Below are 24,863 nucleotides of genomic sequence, written 5' to 3'. Positions count from 1 at the left end.
GTGATTCAAATTGAAGCTTAATTAATGCATCTTTTGGTTCATCGAAATCGCTTCAGATACGATGTGGTTAATTTCACCACTGGTCTGATTGGTCAATTCGGTCACGCGATCAAAAGTCTCAGCGGCATCAATATCCCGGTATGCCCGTTCAATCACTTCACTAATCGTTTCGGTCGCAGTTTCCAAGAAGACCTCCCCAATTCCAGATAACTTCACTAATGCATTTTGTGAATTACTACTAATTACTTGTTTAGCCTCGGCCTTAGCATTCTTGACCTCGGCGTTGTTAATCGTTACCATCTGGGCTTCAAAACGACTCTTCGCCCCTTCGACGACCCGGTTAATTTTTTCTGCACTGGTCGATTGATCAATGCGAGCGTTCAACTGTTCAGTCTCACTTTGAATCGATGCAGTGATCTTTTGCTTAACCCCATGTGTCATCGGCCCCAGTTTAGCAAGCAATGCGTGGGCCGTTTGGTCAATCTTCGCCTTGGCATCGATCCGGTCAATATCAAATTGATCGTGGTTATCATTACCGATCAACTTGTTTAAATTCTTAACCAACAGGTTCACTAAGCTATTGATTCGCTTGGTGTCCCTGCTCCCATTGATCTTATCCTTAGTCTCATTCGTAGCAGCGGTGATGGCACTCGTAACGTCCGCGTGGTCCGTAGCTTGGCTGAACGAAGCGGCAGAATCAGCGAGTGAATCAGCCACTGAATTGGCACTCCTTTGCATTGACGCAGCGTATGAATCAGCAACTGAGTAAGTCGCAGCCATTTGAAGGTTCACGGCCCCCGAACTAGCAATTTGCTCTGCATCATCATCGTTATCCGCATCAATAATCAATTGGGCCGCACTACTTGCGGTTTGGTCAATGTAGTTATCGACCGCACTCGCAGCTCCACTCTCGAAGCTCGTAGCAAACGTCCGCGCCTTTTCGGCCGCAGCGCTAATTTGCATCCGAATGGAGTCACGCTTGGTCTCAGCCTTCAAATCACTGGCCATTGCCATGGCACTACTAATTACACTTGCAATCGTTGATTCAACTGCCGAGCCAATCGCTGCAGTGCCAGATGCCACGGCAGCTGAAGCTTCGGCAACGTTGCTTGCACTATCTAACCCGAAGTTAGCACCATTGACTAACGAACCGATCATGCTATTTACAGCTGCACGTTCATCAGAATCCAACGTGTTCGTCCGGTCGGTTGCCGAATTGGCAGCACTCGCAAGCATCGAGCTCCCGCTGGTCTTGAAGTTCGTTACGGCAACGCTGTTGGCCTCATCGATCGAATTAATGCCAGCATTGGTGAGCCTTTGAATCTCAGCCAAGTTGTTCGTCCCGTCAATATTCGCATTGGCGGCACTGGCAGCCTGGTTGATCGTTTCGTTCGTAAACGAATTGGCCTTCGCATTAAAGCCGGTCTCTTCTTGGTAAGCAGCTTGGGCAGCGCTGTTAATTTGGGCCTTATAGCTATCCTTAATGTTCATCAGGTTATTGGATAGTGCGGCGTTGACGGCGGCTTGAATCTTTTCGATCGACTGCTTGGTCTTATCCACAACCGTTGGCGTGTCGCTTGCAATCGTTAGTTGACCGTACGTTTCAGCCATGATCGTATCAATCGCCGAATTGGCACCGCGCTTGTCGTTTGGTTCCAAGGTCCCCAGTGATTTATCGGCGTCGTGAACCGCATTGGCTAATTCAGCCCGAGCGGTTTCACGAGCAAAGCCGACCGCGATTGCGACCACACTGCCGACCAACGAACTAGCGCTGGTAAAGACGGAGCCAACGCCACTGATGGTCGTTGCCCCGCTGACGCTTACGCTCGCTGAATTGGCGACCGAGCTGTTCAAACGGTTGATCTGGCCCCGATTATTGATACTTAGGACCTGTGCTTGACTATAAACGTCGTCAGCCATGTCAGACATCCGCGTTGCAAACGACTGCTTAGCATCGACAACGGCGCTGCTGTTTTGGCCACCGTATTCGGCAACCAACGAATCCATGTTGGTAGCAGCGCTGCTAACGTTATCAAAGATTACGTCCGGTTCATCGACATGGTCCAAGAGCACGTGTTTAACGTTATCCACTTCGGTTGCGACCGCGCTATTGGCTAATAGCTTGAACTTGGTATCCATCACGTCAATTTCAGCATAGGCGGAAGCCGCGTAACTCGTCGTGATTTTGTTTGCGGCCATTGCCTGGTACATGTTCACGAAACTATTCATCGAACTAGCGGTATCACTAGCTAATTGTGAATCTAACAGTGAATTAGCAGGATTCATCGCAATCAATGAGTTGGCCTGTGAAACGGCGCTAGCGACCGAAGTGTCAATTTCAGTAACGTATTCTGCATTCAAGTTCGCAGCCTTCGCATTCGCAGATGACGCAGCGCTGGCCACGACTGAATTAGCGGACGTTACCGGATCCTTGATGACGTATTCATTGATCAAACTATCCATCGTCGCAGAAGTAGCGGCAACATCCGATAATGTTGCTGCCGTTTGCCCAAAGTGCAGGTCAACGGTACTGTGCGCAGCGTTGGCGTGCCTGGTAATGCCGTTAATTGCAACTGATCTCAACCGGGCGTTCAAAATCCCGGCCATGGAAGCTGCATGACTGGCCTGCGAATCGATTGCGGAGTGGGCGTAACTATTCTGGTTTTCCCGAACGATCCGCGCCAGGTCATCCTTAGCATTGTAGGCATCCAGTGAAACGGTCGCAAAGTCGCTTTGGTCCCCATCCAGTCTCGTCAATGCTTCATCGACTGCACTGGCAACGGAACCATAAACGACGGCAACTGAATCGGCAAACATCTCACCTAGAAGGGCGATTGCGGAATCAGCGGCCGAACTAACGACTGCCTTCGCAGAGGTCATAATGAACGTTTGGGCAACGCTGGTCAACTCAAGGTTCGACTGGTCAGCAGCCTGGGCAATCGTAATCGCATCCCCACTAGCACGTTCGAAGCGGTCCGTAGCGGAGGCCTTGATTGGCATCACAGCCGCACTAAATGCAGCCTGATCATCAAGTCCCATCCCGTTCAACATATCGGCAGTCGAGGCAATTTGCGTAGCAATCATTACGTTCGCCGATGCCCGTGGATCATTTGCAATCGCCTTGTCAGTCACACTGCTAATGGCAGCCGAAGCATTATCGGCATCCAATGAGGCGTAGGAGAAGTGGGCAGCATCGCTTTCGATCGCGGCCCCGGCAGAACCAACTAGCATCAAAATATCGCGACTAGCGGTATTTCTAGCGTCGGCGTTACTCAACTGCTCAATTTGCGTAGCGGCGGATTGGTCCGCACTGGCCACGATGGAGTTAGCAGAAGCCGCCACATAGCTATTGGCAATCGATGCGACCTGGCTTTCAGCAGACGCAAACTTCACGTTCACCGCGACCAAGTCGGCAGTCGAGGCCTTAATTGCCTGTCGGGCAGCACTGGCAACGGAATGGACTTCGTTATCCAAGTGCGTTAAGGCGGTAGCCTTAAGCAATGACTGTAACTTAGCTACGACTTGGTCGGCAATCCGGTTGAGCGACAAGATTGCATTTGCAATCGAATCGGCATCAATCGCATGCCCAGTGACCTTAGCAACCGCTTCAACCGCATTTTGGGCATCTAGGTACGCAAAGAACGGCCGGTGCGCGTGTTGTTTAATTAACTCACGAGCGGAATTGACCAGACGACCAATTTCGGAGATGGTCCGGTTACGACTGTGAATGTCCTCAATTTCAATCGCCTGCGTATTGGCAACGTCAAGCGCCTCGGTCACCATTTGATCAGCAATTTGGACTACCAAGTCACCTGCGGCCGCCTGCAGCCGTTGTTCAACATCTGCAATCGTGGCGCCTGCTGACCGGTGTTCCAATAGTTGGTCGTTGGCCTGACTAGCAACGCTTGCAACGACTGCAGCAAACGATTGCTGTGGCGCCCCGTGGAAATCAGCGGCACTTTGCAACGAATCGGCAAATTGATGAATTTGCGTCATTGCGGATGCGCGCGAATCAGCAGCCACGGCAGCCGTCGCCATCGACGCAATCCGGCGGTTAGCGGATGCGACGTGGAGCGAAACGATTGCTGGATCATCACTAGTCGTTGCAACTACCGAGTTCGTAGCGGATGCCACCTGATCGAAGGACCGTTCCACTTGGACGTAATTATGCACTAATTCGATCTGGGCGTTGGCAGAGTCTAACATTCCCCGCAACGCGTTCGCAGCCGAACCGCGCACGTATTCGTTGGCCAAGCGGTTCATTTCCTTAGCAGCGTTCTTAACGGCCGGTGCTAAATTATCGAAGGTCGCAATCTGCTTGCGGTTCTCGTTTGCGATCCAGTTCGCAGCACTGCTAAAGTTCGCAGCACTGTGGGAATCGAGCTTGCCAATCTTTTCACTGGCTGAAGCGGCTTGACTAGCAAAGTGGTGGTCAAATGCCGTCTGGGGCTCCTTGGCCATCTTACTGTCGTACAAGCGATCGATTGCATCAATTGCATTGTGAACGTCTAACGTGGTCAATTCCACATCGTGGGCATCTAGTGCAATCGTTTGTTGGGCCTTCGTGAATGCAAAGTTCAATTCATTCATAAAGTCGTCCTTGAAGTGCCCCCGGGCCTTGACTTCCGCCACGTGGGCGCTTACGACCTGTTCAGCCGATGTGGTAATGTAGTCACGCGTAATCGACTGGAAGCGCTTAGCAGCGGAACTAACTGCGCTTGGATCAACGGAACTGACGGAGGCGTTTTCGAAGCGGACCGCAGAACTAGCACTATTGATCGCACTATCATAGTTCGCAGCCAGGCTGCCGGTCAATGATTGGGCCTTTGAAGTCGCCGCATTAAAGGCACTTACCACTTCGTTATTAAACGCCGTCTGCGGATCAGCGGCGGCAGCTTCAGTCACCACTGAATCGAGATTGGCCGTTGCGTTTGCAATATCCAAGTTCAATCGTGATTTATCAGCAACGTCATTGGCAATCACGCTGCTTGCCAAGCTTACCTGTTCGACAATGCCCTGATCAGCACGCGAGCGGGCTTGTTCATCGCTAATTTGGTTGGCGATCATCATTGCCGAATTATTGGCACGGTGTAGGGCACTCGTAGCGGAGGCTAACGCATAGCTATTTGCGATCGAAGTAATCGCAGCACTGGTTTGGCTGGTCAACTCATCCAATGCCTGGGCATCGGATTCGGCGGTCACGAACGCATCACTAGCCTGCAGGCTCTGCTTAGCGACCGCACTTAAGAAGTTCATGTCGGCTAAGCTGTCACTCATTAAGACATCGTGCGTGGCTAGGTCCACCATCGAGTTGACCCGCTCAGTGGCCGATACCAATGGGTGATCGGCAATCAAACTAGCGGTAATCGATTCGGCAGCAGCCACGCCATCATGGGCGTAGAGTGAAGTCGCCAATTGATTTTGCGGATCAACGCTAATTGCACTGACCACGCTCTTGGTAACGTTTTGCAACACCGCATTGACAGCCGCATCACTAAATTCAGCAATTCTTACGGTTGCACTGGAAACGGCTGCGGAAACGGCATTCACTGCTGATTGCCCGGCGTAGTAATCGGCAACCGATTGCATTTGTTGGCTAGTAACGACGGCCACCTGGTTCATCTGACTAATATTAGCCACGGAACTTACGGTCGCAGCACTCGCCACACTGGCAATCGCACTACTAAAGCGGACCTGGTCGTCACGGTTCAAGTGACTGGCCGCACTAATGGTGGCTGCATCGGATGCCACCCGGTACCGAAAGGCCGCTTGCACGTCTTGGTTGATCGTATTTACGACCACTTGATGCAACGCAGCCGCCCCGTTATCGGCATCTAGTGAAGCAAAGCGCCGGTTGGCAATATCCGTAGTAATTAAATTAGCGTATGAATTAAAGACCGCATTAATCGTATCATCAGCCGCAACGGCGCTGACCAGCTGGGCAGCACTGGAATAAGCACTGTTCAACTGGGCGTTCGCAGAATCGGCCACGACTTGGTCGGTCAACGAGCCCAGTGCTTGGTAAGCTGAAACGACCCGTTGGTTGACCTCATCTGGGTCCACGGCGGCTTCATCGAGCGCCACGTTAGCAGAATGCACCACGGAAGCGACCGCGCTACTGTAGTTAGCAGCAACGCTGGCGTCACTTGGAACCCCCAGGCTAGTGGCAAATGAAGCGGCCCCCTGTTGGACCGACCACTTAGCGTTAGTGGTAACGTCCTCAGCGGTAAATTCAGCCAGCATTTGATTCATTTCCAGGCTCGCATTATGGCAATCTAACGCCACCGTTGCTTCAACACCGGCGTCACTGTCGACCATACTGTTGTAATCGCGGAGGAGGCTTTGGACTGGTTCTGCAACCTGGTCTAAGTCAATTCCGTACTGGGTAAAGCGTGCATTGGCGGAGCTCGCCACTGCGTCTAAGGCCGCGTAACCGGATTCGGCTACATACTTTCTTGCGACCTGATCGAACGCATCGGCGGTGGAAGCCTGCAACTCAGTGGCGGTTTTGGCATCGCTCACCATTTGCCGGTTCAACGCATTGGCGCTGCTGGTCGTCATGGCAACCTCACTAGCAAAATTAGCCTGGTGGGTGCCTGACAGATGGTGCACATTGGCAACCGTCGAGGCTGCCAAGTCACCAATCGCTGCACTCGTAGCGGCTTGATGGTCATTGGTGATGACGTTATCCACGTATGCACTAAGGGATGCTTGCCCCCGTTGGACCATTAATTGCCGCGCATTTTGATCTAGGGCGTAACGGTCGATCTGACTATTCATGACGGTAGCTAACTGGTCGACATTGGCAGCCAGCGAAGCTCGCCGGTCACCGCTAAACCAGCCGAGCGCTGAATTAGCGCTGGCGGTAAGTGCGGCCACCTGACTTTGTGCATCGTTGACCATGAAGGTCTGGGCAATGCTCCCCATTGAAGCAGCCGTTGCTTCCACCGTTACGTTGATCAAATCGGTGTTCGAACCAGCGTTTACGATGTCAGCACGGGCGCTTTGCGCAGCACTATCCAACTGCAGTCCCATCCGAGTCCGTTCCACTTGGTCGTGGATGGAATTAGCGGCGCTCAATGAAGCCGCCACTGATTGAACGTGGTGGATTGCAGCAGCATGGCGATCCCCGTCAATTGCGGAGCTGACCGCTGCGGATGCATCCCGTTGTACATTCCGAATATCTAGGGCCAACAAGTCATCGTCGGCCACATCGTTATTGATGTTTGCAAGTCCAGCGGATTCGACGCGTAGAATGTCTGCACGCAATTGTTGACGCACGTTATCATCGGTGAACAGCTGAAGGGCCCGACTCGCATCGGAGGCAATCGTACTAACGGTCGCAGATGCAGAATCAACGACCGCACTGTTGGCCATCCGGTAGAACGTCGTAGCCGTCGAACTCATTGCAGCGGAAACGATGGTTGGATCATCAGCGTAGGAAACGAGTCCCACGGTCTGATTAGTAATCCGACTGGCAGCACTGGTGAAGTTCAATTGAACATCATCGGCAAACGTGACCAAGCGTTGCGCAGCATCACTGGCGATTGAATCCAGATATAGGTGGGTCCGAACCGCTGGGTCCTGGCTCGCAGCACTGGCCACTAACCGGTCGATTTCACCGGTCCCATTAGCTAGGTCCAAGTCGACATAACTAGCGTTAGCAGCATCGGCATCGAGCAGCGAACTGAAGTGTTCGGTCGCCGATTGAACGTCATTGGCCGCTTGTGATTGAACTGCAGGATTGGCAAAGCTTTCGGCGACCAGCGCAGCCGAATCAAAGGTACTGTACAACGTCGATTGGGCGAGTGAATTCCGATATTCGGTCGCCAGGTGGTTCATCTTCCGGGCAGCTGAGTTAGCCGCCTTGTTGACTAACCGGAGGTCCTTTTTGACCAGGTTAACGGAAATGCTGGCTTGGTTGGCCACACTATTGATGGCACTGGTGAAGTTCGCCTCATCCATTTCAGCGCCCAAGGCCATCCCGCTGGTAGCGGAATTAGCTGCACTGGCAATGATGTATTGGCCGGCTGCGCCAGGATCGGCACGGACGACCGAATCAGCGAGGCTGTCAATCATGGTGATCCCGTTTTGCACGTCGAGATCGACCAATTCCTGATCGGCGTTATCGCTTGCGACGTTGTCGATCAAATCACCCACCACGTTATGCAACACGGTGGTAAAGTTTGTCTTCGTCTGGGCGTTCACGGGCCCCAGGTTAGCAAGCGCCTGACTGGCTGCGTTATGCAAGGCCGTATTAGCGTAACTTGCAACGTAGCTTGCGGTCATTTGGTCCACAAAGCGAGCCGTTGAATTCGCTAAGTAACTATTATTGGCATTTGGCCCGTAGGAAGTCGCAGCGGATTGACTGGCAAGCGCCATGCTAAATTCCACTGAATCGGACCAACTCAGGCCAACGGCAAAGCTTGCTGCCGACGAGTAAATCGAACGGGCAGCCCGTTTCCCGGAGGCGACCGAGTCGTTTGTGACCGCATTATCCATCACGGAAGTGGCGGCACTAATTGCGTTATCGGCATCCAATGAGACCGCGCTAAAGTCAGCGTAATCACTTTGCACGTTAACGCTGGCTTGACTGGCGATCGAATGAACGACCCGGTAAGCAGATGATTGGATTACGAAGTTATTCAAATCCCTGACCTGATCGTCTAAGCTGGCCACCGTGGCATCAATTGCATTGGTGGCTTGGCTGGTAACGTAGGACTGGGTCAATGAATCAATTTGGTTGATCGCCGCAGCACTAGTGGCTTGATCGAGCTCGGCCCCGAAGTCGCGGACAACCGTATTAACGGCACTCACAAAGTTCAGGTAGTCGTCACTGCTGCCGTGCACGTAAGGATTGGTCGTCGCTGCACTGGCATGGTCAGCCACGGCGCTCAACGCAACCGCGTTGCCGTCCACGGCTACTAGCTCGGCTTGCAAGCGGGTCAAATCCCGTTCGATATTGGTGAGGTCTAATTGGATCAACTGGCTACTAGCAACGTCCTTTTGAATCGTATGCTTAGCAACTTCGTTAAATTCTAACAACCGTAATTGGGCGGCTTGATACTGCTTGTCATTTAACAAGCGCTTCAAATTATTTCCCACATTGGCAATCAATGCGGCTAAGCGGGCGTTGGCAACGGCTAAGATGAGGTAGCTGACCACGTTTGCGATCGCATCAGATGCCTCACTCACCACGATGTCAACGTCTTCGCCACTCGCAAACCGGCCCGTTGAATCGGCAATAATATCGCGGACCTGCTTATCGAACTGCGTGGTCCGGCCCCATTCGTCCGCAACCGCGTAGGCTGATTCAGCCGCGTTACTGATCGAAATGTTACCCGAAGCCACTTCATCGGTCGTGGTAATAAAGAGCGCTGCCGATTGAATCGCATTAATCGCATTGGTGGCATCGAGGGCCATCAAGTCCGGTTGGTTCCGGTCCTTTGCGAAGTCATTTGCAACCGTCGCAAGAGCACTATCAATGGCGTCATTGGCCGTCGAAGCGGCATCTTGATTATCAAAGCGCGCGATGATGGCCGAAGCGGAATCGGTCGCAGACGCAATCAATTGCGAAGCGGAACTAGCGACGTAGCTATTGGCCACTTCGTTAATTGCCATGATCGCACTGGATTGGACCCGTTGGGCCGACTTACTATCGGCACCGTTGGCGATTAGGCTCGCACGGGCCTGGGTGTTCAAGCGGTTCATGGTACTGCTTAAGTTTGCGGCGGCAAAGGAAGTTAAGCTCCCCACGCGCTGCATTGCGACCGTGGCCGTACTTGCAATGACCGAACTAGCGCTTGCAAATGGTTGACTGGCCACGGCTGAGTCTGCAAGGTCCAGAATCGTTTGACTGGCCTCCTTCGCATCTAAGCTGACCAACTGGTCATCATGCGAATCAGTAGTTACCATCTGCGTAGCGGAGTTAGCGGCCGATGCGATCAGTCGATTAGCATCCGCGCGCAGTTGCCCGTCGATCACGTTCACGGCCGTACTGGCAACGTTTACGGTGGCAGACAATCGTTCATGGGCGGAGTCAACGAGGTAGGTGATAACCGTCGAACTGACCTCCTTACTAGTGGCAGCTAGGATGCTGTCTAGATCCTGGTAGTCATAAACCCCACTGGTCTCACGGTTGGCCCGGCTCGCCATGCTCTTCATCGCACTACTGAAGTTGGCGGCAGCAGAGCCGACCAACGGTTGGGCTCTGCTGGTGGCGGTGGCTAATAATCCCTGCACTTGAGCGGCGGCACTGGCGCTTACGTCACCATTGACCGCATTTCTAGCAACCCGTTGCATGGCGCTGTCCGCATTTGCAATGTCTAAATCAATGAACGCCGCATGGTTGGCATCATGGCTAACCTGGGCGGCAGCACTACTTTGCAGCGCGTCCAATTCGGTACTAAGCGAACTGGCGCGGTCCACATCAACAATTAGCGCGGCTTGCTCATCGACACGGGCCCGCACATTTGCTAATTGTTCGTGGGCGGCAGCGGTTACGTAGCTCCCCAGCAGTGAATCCATTTTCGCGGTGGCCGATTGGCTAAGGCTGTTCAGCGTATCCGGATGGTCATCGGTGGATTGAATCATAGTCATCGCCCGGGCGGTCAAGTCGTTGATTGCACTGCTTAAATTAGCGCTAGCTAAGCTATCCAATCCACTGGCTTGACTGGTAACGGAACTGGCGTGGCGATCCATTCGATCGATTGCACGGGCCACCACATCGTCCTTAACGGCGGCACTAGCAATTGCTGCTAGTTTGGCCTTCCCGTTAATTACATCCAAATTAATTAGGGCGAGGTGGTCAATATCAAATTCAATCAAGTCCCGGTATTTCTCAATCGTGTTGGCAACGTCAGTAAATGCCAAGCCCCGCTTTTCATTATCAGCGAGGTAGTCAATCTTGTGTTCGGCATTTTCAGCCGCACGTAGCAATTGGTCCATTGCCCCCTGCGCTGCGTGGAGGTTCGAAAGGTTGGTCATTAAGTGTGCTGCTTTTTGCAATGCCTGTTGGTTAATCGTAGCCCCGTTTTCAGTGAAGCGTTCGACTGCACTTTGGGCCACACTATTAATGGCACTGCTGAAGTTTTGCGCATCCAGCCCACTCAGCGATTGGTCAATGGTGGCAGCGCTACTCTTTAAGTGTGCCAAACTATGCTTAGCGGCAGCCATTGGTGAATTATTGACCGCGTCACTGGCTAGGTGTTCAACCGTGTTCGCAACGTTATTGACCGCATCGGCCACTAGTGATGGTGCAGCACTATGCACGCTAATCTGTGAATCAGCGGAATTGAGCGCACTATCGATGTAGGCCTTCACGTTCAATGAATCGGCAACCGCAAGGTCACTGGTCCAGTCACTGGCGGCACTGGCCAATGAACCCACGGCACTGTAAGCCGAACTCACCATGTAGTTGTTCGCTAACCTGACCAACTGGCTTTCGGCCTGTGATACCAAGCTGTCATTGTCGGTAAATGGTCCTAAGAGCGCCTGTTCGGCATTGTTAGTCAACATCTGGACCTGCTTTTCAAAGCGGAGCAGTTGGTCAATCGAAGCCGCCTGCATTTCAGCGGTGACCGAACTAGCCGCCTGGTCGATCATGACGGTGGCGCTTGCAATTGAATCGTTAGCAACCGCTTTGTTGACCATTAAATCAATCGCACTGGCGGCGTTATTGGCATCCAGGGAGGCAAACTTAGAATGATGAGCGTCCGCACTGATTGCAACGCTAGCTTGGGACTGGCGGTGCTCAATGTCCTTCAATACTTCGGCTTGGGCATTGACATCGTTAATGACCGCCAAGCGGTGATTTGCACTGGCAACCGTCGCATCCAACACGGCGTTGGCAGACGTCATGATGAAGTGGTTGCCGACCGCATCCAATTGGGCGGCGTAATCGGCAGCACTGGCATCAAGCGCCGCAATTTGACTATCAAAGGCGACCGAACGGGTGCCACTAAGGGAACCCACCTTGGCATAGGCAGAGTCTAACGCTTGTTGATGGGCCGTAGATTGGACGGCCGCTGTATCACTAGCAAATGCAGACGCAGCCAGCGAATTAATGGCGCTTAAGTGGTTGTCGGCATCCAGGCTTGCAAGCTGATAATCAAACGCATCGCTTGTAATCATGACCTCGGCCTTTGCTAACTGCGCTGCGATCTGGCTATCGACCCGGTCACGGAGCGGTTGGTCGGCAATCGTGCTTAGTTGTTCACGAATCCCGGCGGCCTGACTGGTCACCCAATCGGTCGCGGATTGCGCAATCGCACGCCGCATTAATTTTTGAATCGTCTTCCCGGCGTATCTAATTTCAGAATTGACCCGTTTGGGCTTGTCTAATTGGTCCGCTAAGTAGGCCGTCGTGCGGTTACTAATGCTGCCCACGGCACTACTGAAGTTCGCACTGGCGAACGAATCGAGCGCCCCCACTTGATCAGCTGCGGAGGATGCTAGTGATTCAAACGCAATTTGGGCGCTGGCGGAGCGGTCCTGCTTCAAATCAGCAAGCATTGCGGACCCCATGGATTCGACGCCGGCTTCAGCGGCCATCGACACGGAGACCAGGTAACTAGCGTTCGAATCGATGGCATCATCGATCGTCAATGCGGTTTGCTTAACCAAGTCGATCAATTCGGCCTGGGTGGTCCCCCGCGATAAATGACCGGCGCGTTGCATTAATGAATCAGCCGCACTGGCCACTAGCGAATGGGCGGAACTAGCAATCGTCATGTTGGCTACGGTATCAATGGCGACCGCAGTCGAGCTAACGATCTTCATGACCGTATTTAAGTTGTTCGAAACGGAGTTCAAACTAGCGTTCGCCTGGTGGGCGACACTGTTCATTTGCATGTCAGCGGTACTGTCGGTATGCCCCGTTAATTCGCTGAGGACTGAATTAGCACTGCTGATCTGCGCATTGATCTCAATGTTCGCAAAGGCGGTCGAATCCTGTTCAGCCGCCTTGGAAGCAGTCGCGCTGATGGCACTGACCGCGTTTTGGGCGTCTAGGATGATTAAATCGGTCGCGGCCGAATCCTTCGCAAGGTTTGCATTAAAGCTGCTTTGGTAATTCGTCGCCTGTGAAGCAGCCCAACTAGCGACGCTGCCGTTATAATTAGCGGCCCCGCTCAGGAGGTCACTGGCGGCTTGATCGACGGCACTAACGGCCCATAGCCCGTAGTAGCGGTTGGCTACCGAAGCAATGGCAGTCTGGACCGCACTGACCTGGTCAGCCACGGCACTTTGGGAGGCATTTAGGACCTCCTCTGAATCTGGTAAGACCTTGGCCATTGCGCTGTGGTAGTTATCCACTTGACTGGTCGTCATTAAAGCGGTGTTCCTAAAGGCAGCGCTTAGCGCCCCGCTCACCGCCGTACTGTACGTAGTGGCAGCGGAAGCCTGCGAGTCGCTGGCAACGGCCTGGTCGGTAATCTGGTTAATTTCAAGGACTGCGTTTTCAATATCGAGCGCGGTCAAACTAGCATTTCTGGCGTCAGCTTGTAATTGACGGTTAAAGCTGTCCGCAATCCCTGAGAACTGGTCGTGATACTGGGCTGCAATCGATTCATCAGCGATCATGGCCGCACTTACCTGCGCACTACTGATGGCACTTTGCACCACCGCCGTTGCGGATTCGGCAACGTAGGATTGGCGGAGCAAGTCAAATTGATCGGCGGCCGACTGCGTAAAGGCCGCAACGGCGTTCGAATCATCAGCCACGTTAGCAATGTTTTGAATGGCAGTCCGCGCAACGCTGGCGGCTGCACTGCTGACATTACTATTCACGCTCCCGGTTGCAGGAACCATCGTGGTCAGGTCCTGAGCAGCGGAGTTAATCTCGGCTTTGATTGAAACTAACGGATCAGTTTGGTATTCGGATACGAGCTCGTTCAATGCAGCGACCCCGTCGGTAACGTCTAATGCGAGGTAGGCCGGCATCTTCACGTCCGCCCTGACCTTTGCCATCGTTTCCTTGGTAATCGTTTGAATCCGTTTGATAATTGGTTCTTGGTCTGGATTGGTGTCCAATTGGTCGTTGACCGCATCGGCAGTTTGGTTCAACCGCGCTTGGGCTGAATCGATTAGGTAGCGATCGGCAACTTGGTCGATCTGGTGAACCAGCGTTTCAGTCGGTTGTTGGTTCGTAACGGCCCGGTCGACGACCCGCTTAATTTGGTTCGTAGCAACTAATGAAGCGGCAGCTGTCATTGACCCCATCCGTTCGAACGCAACGCTGGTGGCACTAGCAGCAACGCTACTGGTGACCGCAGTGGCATCGTTAGCCACGGCGGAAGCCAAGCGGGCGTTGATGGCTTGAATCCCCTCGGCAGCATCCAAGCTGGTGTAGCGTGGATAATCAGCATCTGCGCTGATTTCACCGTTTGCAGAACTGACCAAATCATCAATGGCAGCCGACGTACTGATCTTGCTAACGTCGTTCAAGCGCAGAACGCGGAGTTGCGCAGCCGTTGCGGCGCTACTAACGGCCGCTACGGCACGGTCAGCGTGGTATGCATTGACCACGCTTTGCATCTGGGCACTTGCAGCTAATGAATTCCCATCAGCTGCACTGGCCACACTATTTAACGCACTGGAGAGGTTCGCTGCTGTAAGCTGGTCGCTAACGTTTGCCGCAGCAGTGGCGGATTGCTTTAATTTAGTGACCGCTAATTGGTATTGACCATTTGGATCAGCAGCGACCGCCTCTTCAAATGCGGCTTCGAGTTGGGCAATGATGTTTTGAATATCTAAATGAATGAGGTTCAAGTCGTTGAAGTCACTTTGAATGACCCCCATTGCCATCCCTAAAATTGCAGAGAAACGGCGTTCTAACGTATTAGTAGACACACCTGAATAAGCCCGGGACGCATTTAAAATCCGTTCCCGTGCTACATTGATGACGTTGGCAGCGTATGCCGCCACGTAATTATTGGTCGTCATCGTCAGTGCCTGCACCGCCCCACTGGCAACTGCTGACACGGACGCATCGTCAGCGGCGGGCAATTGGTCTGCATAGTGGCTATTGGCACTTGCAATTTCACTGCGGAGATTATTAGCAACACTGCCGCTTAATGCATCTGCAGTGCTGGTCGTAGTGGCCACGGCAGATTGAACCAACTGGTGGGCAGTCGCATACGGATCCTTTTGGATCGCGTCCGCCACCAACTGGGCAATGGCCGTTAAGCCGTTTTGAATATCAGTTTTTAAGTTTTCAGGATCGTTTAAATCGTGATCGATCGCATCAGCAACGCGGTCCGTAATCGCATCCAATTCGCCGTTCAATGCTAATTGGTCTTGACCACGCAAGGTCGCCAAACTGCGCTTGGCATCGGCCTTGGCATCAATCATTTGCGCATTCACGGAATCGCGCTTGACCTGGTCGGTCAACGTCGTTAACTGGACTTCAAGCCCTGCAAGGTGGGGAGCGACATTATTGCGGTCTTCAACCCCAGCAACCGCAGAACGGGCCTGGTCCACGTATTGATCGACTTGGCTAGCAAATCGTAAGTCAGCGGTGGAATCAGCAAAGCTAACGCTGGCCCGGGCACTTGCGACCATCGAATTGATCTGGTCTAACGTAGCGGCGACCGTATCATCACCAACGGCGGCGCTGGTCATCGAGGTCAGCTTCATTAACGTGTTCCGCACGTCGATGTTGACTAACTTAGGTGTCTGCGCATCGGCCTTGACGAGTTTGATCCCGGTTTCGGCATTAAAGCGAATTTCACTTTGCGCATCGATCGACTTCCCGGTGTCCTTGATGTTGGCTACCCGGCGGTTCGCACTGTCAGCAGCTGAATCGATCAATTGAAGCGCACTGGCGGCCACGTTTTCATTCACGACCGCATCCATTGCGGCACTGGCGGTCGCAACCGCACTGGCCATCCCCGCTTCATCGGCAGAGGCATTCACCTGCTGCGTAGCCGAACTAACGACCCGGTAGAGATCACGGTCTAATTCGACTGATTCAGCAAGGTATTCAGCCGCCACGGAACTGGCGGCACTGGCCATCGATTCTAGTTCGTAGCGCTTAGCAGCCTGCGGATGGTCCTTGATCGTATTATCAAATAGCGATTGGAGCTCAAGCGTCCCCAACTGCTGGTCAATGGCAGCAAAGCGGGCATCACTTGCATCCCGGTTGATGATTTCAGCGTATTCTGCCATCAATTCATCCAACGGATCGTCAATCGTGACCCCGACGGCAATTAATTTTTGCCGAACGGACTTAGCCACGGCGGACAGCGCTGCAGTAGCTGACGCAGCCACGTTGCTTTGGTAGTGGTGCATGTTTTCAGTATCCGCGACCGACATTAACTGGTCGATCGTGGCGGTATCATTAATTTGACTAATCGTTTTGCAGTTCACGCTGGTCGTCTTGGCCACCGCACTGCTGAAGTTCGCAAAGTCGTAGTTGGCAGCTGAGCGTTCAGCAGTTAGGCGCGCCGCCGTGCTCTGGACGGTGTTGACCGCCGAGGCATGCGGGTTCTTTTTGACCGCTGCATCCACGTAGGAATTGACCTGTGCAATCCCATTGCGGACGTCCAACAAGACGTTGGCAAAGTTATCACGGTCCGTTGCGATGTTAGCATCAGTTGCCTGCACGAAGCTTGCAATCTCACGCGCCGTTTGATCGTCACCAATGCCGACTTGGGCTAAGTGCTGATTAGCAGAACTAGCGGCGCTACTAACCGCCACGCTAGTATAGGCGAGCGTGTAGTGGTTCAATGTCGCCGTCACGGAAGCAGCGGCCTGCTCAGCAACTTGGTGGTGGCCACTGGTGGCGCTTAACGCCGCCTGGGCGCTTTGGAGCGTGTGGGCGACTTCACGATTGGCGTTGCCACGATTAGCCTCATCTAGATCCGCAGTGGTAACAGCAGCGGTACTGGCCAACGAAGCTAGCTTGGCGTGGGCAGCGGCCACCGCGTCGGTTTGGACGTAGTAGTCCGCAATGCTCGTCAAATTAGCTTGGGCATCAACAACTGCTTGTGAAACAACCGCTAGTTGGTCGCTATTATGGAAAAGCGTCATGTTCATTGAATTTTGCACGGCCGCCACCTGGCTCGCCGCTTGGTCAGCAAAGGCCACGTCACTGACGAATTGCATTTGCTGGTGGGCGCTGCTGGCCATGCTGTGGGTCTTCGAGCGGGCATCTTCGACCGCATAGTGGTCAATGATCCGGTCGGCAGCAAGCGAGGCCTGCTCAACGTCATTGGCTAACGCACTGGCGCGCCCGGCGTTTTTCACCATCGCCGAACTGGCCCGGGTTGCGACCATCGCAACCTCACTGACAGCGTTATCGCGGCTGATGGCATCCAGGTAGGCGCCCTTGTCAGTCGCTGAACGCAAGACCATTTGGACGGCGTAGTGGGCCGAACGGTTCGGATCACTTTGAATCAACTGCACGGCAGTCGAATGGAGCGTATCCGTAGCGGAAGCAACGACCGAATCCACGTCGCTTTGCGCTGCAATCACCTGGGCAGCGGAGTCACGAATGGCTTCGATTTGAGTCCGGGCGGCACTGCGCTCAGCCTTGGTCCCCAACTGGACCACCATCGAATCAGCTGCGGAATAGGCCCCATTTAGCTGGTCAACGGCAGCCGAATTCGCGTAGTGGTCGATAATTCCGTCGACCTGTTCACCAATCGTCTGCACCGTCTCCGTCAATTGCGCAGCATCAAAGTGGTTCGCATCTAACGCTGCGGACGCACTGGTGGTGGCGACATGGACCGCACTGGTGGCGTTTAACTGGGCCACCCCACTTAGCCGGCTCAGCTGTTCATCGGCGCTTGCCACCGTCGTTTGCAACTGGTGGGCAGCGGATGCGTATGGATCGGCAACCATGGCAGCGGTCGCCATCGAAGCAATCGTACTGGTGGCCGAACTCAGGGTGGCGTTCAACGTGGCGGGGTCGTTAACGACTGCGGCGACTTCGCTTTGCGCCTGTTGAACGTATGAATTGATCGAGAAGTCGACGTGGACCTTCCCGGCGGGCGTCAACGAACTGGTCGTAGCAGCCGCTGAAACGGTAGCTGCACTTAACTGCCGGTCGGCAAACGAGTGGTTCACCTCGTCGGTAATGCTCTTGATGGCATTCGAAGCCACTGGAATCAAGCCGTAGATTTGATTAATCGATTGGGCATCGATGTTACTGGTAGCAATCGAATTGTTCAACAGTACCCGGGCGGCACTATCGATCATCCGGTTGGCGTTCAATAACTGATCGCCACTTAAATAAGCCACTGCGGAATAGGCGTTACTAGCGTATTCAGCAACTCCGGCTGATACTAGGACGTTTCCGTAACTGGCGAAGATCGAATTCATGGAAGTAATCGCCGTACTAACCTGGGCACTGGCGCTTGCAGGCGCTGCGGCGTTGGATTGGACCCACGCATAGGTCGGGTCGGTCACGCTGTGAATTTCTGCGATCGCATCCTGAGCCACGGCGTCGGATAATTGGAACAATTCGTCTTTGAACTGGAGGTAGGTCGCTTCCATTTCGTGCTTAGCAAACGATAACACGGCCGCACTGGTCAGTGATTCTAGGTGGTCCACCCCACTTTGGGCTAACGAATCGGCACCGGCAATGTTGTCAGCCTGCTGACTTAATTCAGTGCTGATTTGATCAAAGGCGCTGTTAATCGTTAGCTTAGTGTCATCGGCAGCAGAGGCCCCTAACACCGTGGTCTTATTAACCAGTGAGTTCGCCGCATGCATGACCACGTCATTGGCAGACGAAAAATTAGCGGTGTCGATGGCATGGTCGACATTCGCAGTGAATGCTTCCACCCCTGCAACTGCTTCGGATGGATTTGCGTAGTTTACCGCATTGGTATATGCCGAATCCGCGAATTGTGAGAGTGCAACGCTGGCACTACTCCTAGCGGGAGCGGCTAATTGGTCAGCGCGCTGGCTGGCTGAATCGACGGCAGCTGCAATCGCTGAACGGGCGTATTCCAACACCACCTTTTTAGCAACTGAATTAACCAATAATTCAGACTTAGCAGTCAGGGAACTAACTGCATCTGCTTGGTGGGCGGCAGCGGGGCCGTCAGATTGCATTGATTGTGCCTTGGCATCGATTTTATTAGATTCTGATCCCATCAATATTGCACCTTCCTTAACGTGATTGATAATGCTTATTTTGGTCAACGTTTTTAATCATGGTTTTAGTAGTTATTTAAATTCTTTTTCAAAGCGATCGTAAAGCTGATCCGCCTCTTCAATGGTGGTCACCTTATCGATCTGCGATTTCATGAGGTTACTTTGCTGCTCCAGGTTCGCTTGTAAAACCTTGCGATTGCGATCGTCTGGGGCAATCCGGTCAATGAGCGCCTGTAACTGAATGTCAGAAAGCGCCACGAATTTACGAAGCGCTGCTTTTTTAGCAGTCAGGGATGGCACCCCCGCACTCGCTTCGTGATTCCTTGATTTTTCTGTCATGACTAACACTTCCTTTATCCATTAGACTAATTTTTTAGGTAGTAATCCCATTAAACAATTTTAAAAATACTCCCTTATATCATACCACTAACGAAAGGTAGTTTGAAAGCCAAGAATATTACAAAAATTGCAACAAAAAAGAGCCGCTAAATAGCGACTCTCCTAGTCATTACTCGGTTTCCCAGAGCTTGCGCAATTCTTCTGCTGCGCGGTCCGGATCATCCGGAAATTGACTATCGATCCGGGCTATATCTTCCTTTAATTGGTCGATTGCTGCGAAGAAACCTTCGGTATCCAAATGGTTCGGTTCTGCCATCGTCATCCCTCCTTACTCCCTGCTAAATACGCAAAAAAATCGGTCCCTCCGTGAAGAGAACCGATTTTTATAAATTGATGTTCAATTAAGCTTTGTAGTCAGCAGGTGAATCGTCCCACTTATCAACGTCATCAGGCGCACCCTTAGGATTGTGCCATTGGAACATATCGTAAGTTAATGAACGCTTGTCCTTGTCTAACTTGTTAATCGTTTCGACATCTTCATCCGAAAGTTCGAAGTCAAAGATGTCGCTGTTTTCAACGATCCGTTTTTCATGGGATGACTTTGGAATCGTTACGATGCCACGTTGCCAGTCCCACCGTAGGATGACTTGGGCAGCGGACTTGCCGTACTTTTCAGCCAACTTGTTAATTTCAGGGTCACTCAGTGATTCCCCGCCACCAAGTGGTGACCAAGCTTCGACTTGAATCCCTAGGTGGTTATCGTGTTCAACGATGTCTTGGTCTTGGCAAATTGGGTTAAATTCCATTTGGTTAACAGCGGGCGTCACAGTGGCGTGGGCCAATAGGTCGTCCATCCGTTCGTTATTGAAATTAGAAACCCCAATCGCGCGGACCTTGCCATCATGGTAGAGCTTTTCCATTGCCTTCCAGGTGTCAATGTACTTCCCGTCAACTGGCCAGTGAATCAAAAGTAGATCCACGTAGGTCAATTGGAGGCGCTTTAACTGCCCTTCAAATGCATGCAACGTCGTGTCGTAGCCTTGGTCGCCGTTAAAAACCTTCGTCGTAACGAAGAGGTCCTTACGGTTCATCTTAAGGGCGGCTAAGCCTTCCTTAATCCCTTCACCGGTCCCGGCTTCATTTCCGTATTGCTTTGCAACATCGATCATCCGGTAACCGTGCTTGAGTGCTTCGATCACGGAGTGTTTAGCAGTCGTGTTATCGCTCTTCCAAACCCCCATTCCAAGTCTAGGCATTTCCACACCGTTATTTAACTTTGTGGTGGTAGTTAATCCTTCCATGATGGTACCTCCTTAAATTAATTTACAACACCATTGTAGAATAATCAGGAGCTGCCTGCAATTAACTTGCTTAGTCGCGTTTAAATCCCCGTGGGTGTTTCTCCATAAAGCGCCAGGCGTCGGCAATAATCGTCTCAATATTTTCATATTGGGGCTGCCAACCCAGTTCGGTCCGCGCCTTGGTCGAATCGGCGACTAATTCGTCGGGGTCGCCGGGACGCCGTGGTGCCTTTTCGGTCTCGATCGCATCACCGGTGACCTTGCGGGCTGCCGCTAAAATCTGGGAGTTCGAAAAGCCGTGCGAAGACCCGAGGTTAAAGGCCTGTGAATCACCACCATTTAATAGGCGCTTCATTGCCAACACGTGGGCGGCGGCGAGGTCAACGACGTGGACGTAATCCCGCACGTTGGTCCCATCGGGGGTGTGGTAGTCATCACCGAACATCTTAAAGACCGCCCGCTTGCCACTGGCGACCTGGAGGATGATCGGAATCAAGTGTGTCTCTGGATTGTGGTCCTCACCGATCGAACCGTCAGCACTCGCCCCACCGACGTTAAAGTAGCGTAACGCCGTGAACTTGATGCCGTAGGCGGAATCAGCCCACTTGGCCATTTGTTCCATAATGTACTTACTTTGCCCGTACGCATTCGTCGGGTGCTTTGGCGTCGTTTCCTTAATCGGCATCTGGTCGGGCTGGCCATACACCGCCGCCGTTGATGAAAAGACCAGCCGGTTAATTTCATGGTCGCGCATTGATTCCAGAAGTGAAATCATCCCACCATCGTTATTATCAAAGTACTTCAATGGATCCTTCATCGAATCCGCCACGATCGAATCAGAAGCGAAATGAATCACTGCATCGATGGATTCATGGGCGAAGACATAGTCCAAAAATTCGCGGTCGCGAACGTCCCCTTCGTAAAATTCTGCTGCGGGAGCCACTGCGGCGCGGTGCCCAGTGGATAAATTATCGACCACGACGGTTTCGTAGCCATCCTTAATTAACGTTGCGACGGTCTGTGAACCAATGTAACCAGCGCCACCTGTAACCAAGATTGCCATAGTAATGCATCTCACTTTCTCTGCTCTAAGTAATTAATGTTTCAATTATCTTACATTTAGAAGTGGTACGCAACGGACTTTAACAGAACTCAATAAAATAAAGAAAATCTTGACTTTTAACGCAAAAATTGTATGATAAGGATAACTAATATCGAAGGGGTTTGGTAATCATGATTATTAAACACACTCAATTAAATATTAGTGACCGATTTTGGCAGTTTGCCGGTGCATCGACGTCATCGCGAGCTGTCAAGGTCCTTTCGATTTGATTTCAAACCACTCGCGCAATTTCGCCATGCAGCTTAGCGCGGGTGCGCATAACAATCTGCCACCCATGATGAAAATCAGTGGGTGGCTTTTTATTTAGGAGGATTTATTCATGAAAATTTTAATGCTCGGTGCAAGACCGGATGAACAACCAGCAGCTGACGAATGGGCTAAGGCCAACGGCGTAACCGTCGATACCAATCCCGCCCAACTCAGCCTGGACAACGTTGATTTAGTCGACGGCTACGATGGCGTCTCGGTCCTACAATTAGAACCACTTGAAGACCCCGCCGTCTACAAAGCCCTAGCCGACCACGGCATCAAGAACCTAGCGGTGCGCAGTACCGGTTATGAATCCTACAATCTAAAAGCGGCCCGCGACAACGGAATTACCGTGACCAACGTGCCGGCTTACTCGCCCCGCTCAGTCGCAGAACACACCCTGACGTTGACCATGAACCTACTTAGAAAGGTCCACATGATCGAAGTCAACGAACACCACAACGACTTCAGTTGGGCCGGCGTGGAAGCTCCTGAGATCCACAACCTTACGATTGGGATCATCGGGGCCGGAAAGATCGGCAGCACCGTAGCCCGCATCTTCAAGGCCCTCGGTTCGACCGTCATCGCTACCGATCCGATTCACCGTCCGGAACTAGGCGACACCCTCGAATACGTTGATTACGACACGCTACTATCCACGGCCGACGTGGTCACGATGCACACGCCATTGACCGATGATATGTACCACTTCATGGACCAAAAGCGCTTTGCCCAGATGAAGAAGAGTGCCATCTTCATTAACGCCTCCCGGGGAAAGGTCGTCAACACCCCGGACTTGATCGAAGCCCTAAAGACGGGTGAAATTCAATCCGCCGGCCTCGATACGGTCGAAGACGAAGACGCCTACTTCTCCCACAAGCTCCCCGGTGAAAAGACGGGGAATCCATACATCGACACCTTATTACCAATGAAGAACGTGGTCTTGACTCCCCACATCGCCTTTTACACCGACATGGCGGTCAAGAACATGGTCCAGATCTCACTGAATAACACTAAGCAAATCCTCGATGGTGAAACACCGTTCAGTCCGGTTAACTAGGCGTATTGCTTGACTCTTCATAAGCATGTGGTAAATTAGTGATATATTAAATAACTAAAGAGGGTATTATTTATGAGTGAAAAGAAATATGCTGCTAAAGAAGTTGAACATCGTTTAAACGACGTTAAAAAGAGTGCTAAGGAAGATACCATCACCCCTACTGATGGCTGGAACACCTTATTAAACCTTGCTGAAACCATCGATCACAGTGAATCCAAGGCTGAAGACTACCGTAAGACGTTGGTAGAATTACTTTCCAAAAAGGATTCCCGTGGCTTCTTACTTTACGGAACTGGAAAAGAAGTTAAGCAAGCCGTAAACGATAGTAAGGACTACAAGGACATCGATGTGGACGGCTTAAACGACGTCGACGCATATGAACTTGACGAAAAGAAGAATGAATACAAGCCATTAGCTAAGGATTCCGTTGAAGGGGTCGTTGACAAAGTTCTTAAGTAATTCGCTTCATAAATTAAAGGCAGATGCTAGTAATTAGCATCTGCCTTTTTTGCTAGAATCTCAATTATAACCATCGATTTTGTAATTGAGATTCTATTTTTGTTTTTAATATTTGTCAATATCCTGTGCAAGCAAAACCCCCGATTGTTTGAACATTTTCTGTCCAATCAATCGGGGGTTAATGTTGATTAAGCTGTTTTTTACAAGGTAGCATTTAAGAATTTTTGTAAATGTTGTTCAAAAGTATCATTAGCATTTGTAGGTTGATAATGTTTTTCCATTTCCTCCATAAAAACTACTACTGATTCTGTTTGATTTGCAGCATGACTTAATCCCTTGATATTATTATTGTTGTTATTGTTTTTGTTGTTATTGTTGTTATTGTTGTTATTGTTGTTGTTATTGTTTTTGTTGTTGTTATTGTTGTTATTGTTGTTATTATTGTTGTTATTTTTGTTATTTTTAATACTATTGATTACATATCTAGCATTTTGAACTCTTGCCCTAAGACTATCAGATGTTGTTTGAATCTGATTAGCGGCAATTGAATAGTTATTTAAATTCAAATTCTTAAATTCAAATTTTGCAACATAGTAAGCAAACACATCTTCCTGCATTAACCATGTATGTTCCATGATTATCAACTCCATTTTTATAAAATTAAAATCAAAAAGCTTTTAAATAACTTATTGATTATAAATATAATATCATTTAATTCAATAAATTTCAAGCTATTAAATAAAATTTACGCTTTTAAATCAAAGTAATATTAACATAATTTAACCATATCGAATATATTAAACGCTATAGATTTCTTCTTCAATTATTTTAGCACAACTAATTTATTGAAATAGATATAAAAACTGTTAAGATAACTTTGAGGAAATATGCGAAGGTTTGTCTATTGATGAACTGATCGTTTCCTGATTGATAAATTATTACTGGAGCACGTAATATTGCCTGACGGAGGCCTATATCCGATCACTAGTCGCGGTAATTGACATCTAATTACTCAGTGCTCATATAAGGGAGGTATGGCTATTTGCTGTACCTTTTTTAGTCTTATTAACTGGTAACTATCATATATCAACGGAAAAAAGTTAATTATCGGATCAGTAAATGATATTGATTTCAATAAATTAGATTTAACTCACTTACATTGGTAGGAAAAGTACGAAACAAAAATAGAAATGCAAGTAAGATAATCAAAGATATAGATAAATTTACT

At 51.1% G+C, this 24,863-nt stretch carries 8 protein-coding genes; 2 read left to right on the top strand and 6 right to left on the bottom strand.

What is annotated here, in order from left to right:
- Positions 1 to 21 precede the first annotated feature (21 nt).
- The 5 genes from MOO44_RS04690 to galE all read right to left on the bottom strand — a co-directional run bounded on the left by MOO44_RS04690 (position 22) and on the right by galE (position 21,807).
- Positions 22 to 19,107: a hypothetical protein gene (locus MOO44_RS04690; protein ID WP_260117259.1), complete on the bottom strand. Its 19,086-nt coding sequence runs from the start codon at positions 19,105 to 19,107 to the stop codon at positions 22 to 24.
- Between the two features lie 69 nt (positions 19,108 to 19,176).
- Positions 19,177 to 19,443: a hypothetical protein gene (locus tag MOO44_RS04685; RefSeq protein WP_260117258.1), complete on the bottom strand. Its 267-nt coding sequence runs from the start codon at positions 19,441 to 19,443 to the stop codon at positions 19,177 to 19,179.
- Between the two features lie 169 nt (positions 19,444 to 19,612).
- Positions 19,613 to 19,759: a hypothetical protein gene (locus tag MOO44_RS04680; RefSeq protein ID WP_260117257.1), complete on the bottom strand. Its 147-nt coding sequence runs from the start codon at positions 19,757 to 19,759 to the stop codon at positions 19,613 to 19,615.
- An 85-nt stretch (positions 19,760 to 19,844) separates the two neighbouring features.
- The gene (locus tag MOO44_RS04675; protein WP_260117256.1) at positions 19,845 to 20,744 is read right to left on the bottom strand and encodes an aldo/keto reductase; all 900 of its coding nucleotides are present in this window, start codon (positions 20,742 to 20,744) and stop codon (positions 19,845 to 19,847) included.
- A 70-nt stretch (positions 20,745 to 20,814) separates the two neighbouring features.
- A complete protein-coding gene (gene galE / locus MOO44_RS04670) occupies positions 20,815 to 21,807 on the bottom strand; it encodes a UDP-glucose 4-epimerase GalE (protein ID WP_260117255.1) in 993 nt (330 codons plus the stop codon).
- Positions 21,808 to 22,186: 379 nt separating this feature from the next.
- Between galE and MOO44_RS04665 the strand changes: the two genes are divergently transcribed.
- Together MOO44_RS04665 and MOO44_RS04660 are read left to right on the top strand one after the other, a co-directional pair.
- Complete coding sequence (locus MOO44_RS04665) at positions 22,187 to 23,176, top strand: D-2-hydroxyacid dehydrogenase (protein ID WP_260117254.1); 990 nt, start codon at positions 22,187 to 22,189, stop codon at positions 23,174 to 23,176.
- Positions 23,177 to 23,248: 72 nt separating this feature from the next.
- Positions 23,249 to 23,635, top strand: a complete 387-nt coding sequence (locus MOO44_RS04660; RefSeq protein WP_260117253.1) for a hypothetical protein — start codon at positions 23,249 to 23,251, stop codon at positions 23,633 to 23,635.
- A 200-nt stretch (positions 23,636 to 23,835) separates the two neighbouring features.
- On the opposite strand, the gene MOO44_RS04655 is transcribed toward MOO44_RS04660, so the two are convergent.
- Positions 23,836 to 24,270, bottom strand: coding sequence for a hypothetical protein (locus MOO44_RS04655; RefSeq protein ID WP_260117252.1), 435 nt, complete (start codon positions 24,268 to 24,270; stop codon positions 23,836 to 23,838).
- Between the last annotated feature and the right edge of the window lie 593 nt (positions 24,271 to 24,863).

It is taken from the genome of Nicoliella spurrieriana (assembly GCF_023380205.1).
Lineage (GTDB): Bacteria > Bacillota > Bacilli > Lactobacillales > Lactobacillaceae > Nicoliella > Nicoliella spurrieriana.
This window is presented reverse-complemented; position numbering and strand designations above follow the sequence as displayed.

What these genes read in the sequence shown, in the direction of transcription:
- MOO44_RS04685 (WP_260117258.1), bottom strand. Translation starts at nt 19,443, where the DNA reads ATGACAGAAAAATCAAGGAATCACGAAGCGAGTGCGGGGGTGCCATCC.
- MOO44_RS04680 (WP_260117257.1), bottom strand. Translation starts at nt 19,759, where the DNA reads ATGGCAGAACCGAACCATTTGGATACCGAAGGTTTCTTCGCAGCAATC.
- MOO44_RS04675 (WP_260117256.1), bottom strand. Translation starts at nt 20,744, where the DNA reads ATGGAAGGATTAACTACCACCACAAAGTTAAATAACGGTGTGGAAATG.
- galE (WP_260117255.1), bottom strand. Translation starts at nt 21,807, where the DNA reads ATGGCAATCTTGGTTACAGGTGGCGCTGGTTACATTGGTTCACAGACC.
- MOO44_RS04665 (WP_260117254.1), top strand. Translation starts at nt 22,187, where the DNA reads ATGAAAATTTTAATGCTCGGTGCAAGACCGGATGAACAACCAGCAGCT.
- MOO44_RS04660 (WP_260117253.1), top strand. Translation starts at nt 23,249, where the DNA reads ATGAGTGAAAAGAAATATGCTGCTAAAGAAGTTGAACATCGTTTAAAC.
- MOO44_RS04655 (WP_260117252.1), bottom strand. Translation starts at nt 24,270, where the DNA reads ATGGAACATACATGGTTAATGCAGGAAGATGTGTTTGCTTACTATGTT.